This window comes from Acrocarpospora catenulata (assembly GCF_018476525.1).
GTDB classification, from domain to species: Bacteria; Actinomycetota; Actinomycetes; order Streptosporangiales; family Streptosporangiaceae; genus Acrocarpospora; species Acrocarpospora catenulata.
This window is the reverse complement of the sequence record NZ_JAHCST010000154.1, coordinates 1-1,431: the sequence shown is the minus strand read 5'-3', so window position 1 is coordinate 1,431 and position 1,431 is coordinate 1. Positions and strand designations below refer to the sequence as shown.

General features: G+C 68.7%; 1 protein-coding gene. It reads right to left on the bottom strand.

All coding sequences use genetic code 11. The annotated features are described in order from the left end of the window. Positions 1–12 precede the first annotated feature (12 nt). The coding region (locus KIP79_RS46135) for an ISL3 family transposase (RefSeq protein WP_214111425.1) at positions 13–1,431 on the bottom strand (1,419 nt) is incomplete at its 5' end.

The window sequence follows — 1,431 nt, the reverse complement described above, 5'->3', positions numbered from 1 at the left end:
AATTCCGTGATCTTAATCGGCGAGGAGGATCCGGCGACGGAGCAGGTCGGGGTTGGCGCGGCCATACATCTGGCGTTTGAGCATCTTGATCCGGTTGACGGCGCCTTCGACCGCGCCGGAACTCCACGCCAATGTGAGGCCCGCGGTGACCGCCATCCAGTCCTTGCGCAGACCGTTGGCGAAGGAGCGGATCTCGGCGATGGAGCCGCCTTGAGCCGTGCTCACCCAGGAGTCCAAACCTGCTGCAGTGCGGGTGCGGACGAGGTCGGCGAACCCCCGAGCCAGATCGCGGATGGAGTCCAGGTCCTGGCAGCGGACGCATAACCGCTCCAGTTCGGCGTGGTCGTCGGCGGTGAGCCTGCCGGGTGGGCGCATGATCCACGCGGTGATGTCACGGCTGGTCGGGATGCGTGGCGGCGCGGGTACGGCTTCGGTGACACCGCGAACGCTGATCAGGTAGCGGCGCAGGGTCCGCTCGCTGCCCCGGTAACCACGGGCGCGGATCTCCTCCAGCAGCCGGGTAGTGCCGGTGACCCCGTCAAGGCAGCGTTGATGCAGGTAAGGCTTGAAGGGGTTGAGGATGCTGTCGCGGACGCCGCCGGGGTTGATCAACTGTTCGGCGTCGGGGACGTCGGCGTAGCGGTGGACGGTCTTGGGATCGAGCTTGAGCAGGCGGGCGATGGTGTAAATGCCCAGGCCCTGCTCGCGCAGCGCGTGGATCTCGGCATGCCGGGCACGGGTCCGCCGCGCCAGAACCCCGTCTACGGGGGTGGCGGATACGACCGGTGGTGCCGGGATCTGCGGGACTGGGTCTGATCCGGCCGGGCGCAGGCAGGAGCGATGGCGCGCGACAGCCTTCTCTACCGCTTGCGACAGGTTGTGGAGCAGATGCCAGCGGTCAGCGACCTGGATCGCGCCCGGAACTGCCCTGGTGGCGGCCTCGGCGTAGCTGCCAGCCCGGTCGCGGCAGATCACCTCGACACCGGGACGGGCATCCAGCCAGGCCGCGAGACTGTCGGCGGTGCGGTCGTCCAGGACATCGATCACCCGGCGGGTGGTCATGTCGACCAGGACAGTTCCATAGCGGTGCCCGCGGCGCAGGGCGAAATCGTCCACCCCCAGCACTCGCGGTGTGGCCACGGGTGGTTCCGGCAGAGCCCGGATCAGGCGTATCAGGGTCATCCGCCCGACCCCGCTCGCCAAGCGGGCGCTCAGCCGGGCGCCGGCCCGGCCGCCGACGGCCAGCGCGATGGCCGCGAGCTCACGGCGGGCCGGGATGCTTTGGCGGCCGTATCGCCAGGTGAGCCCGTCGATCTGTTCGGCGAAGGTCTTCTTCGCGCACGACATGGTGTCGCAGACGAACCGGCGTACTCGCAGGTGGATGACCGTCTCTCGCCCACCGATCGCCGTATCGATTAATCGCCGCTGGTA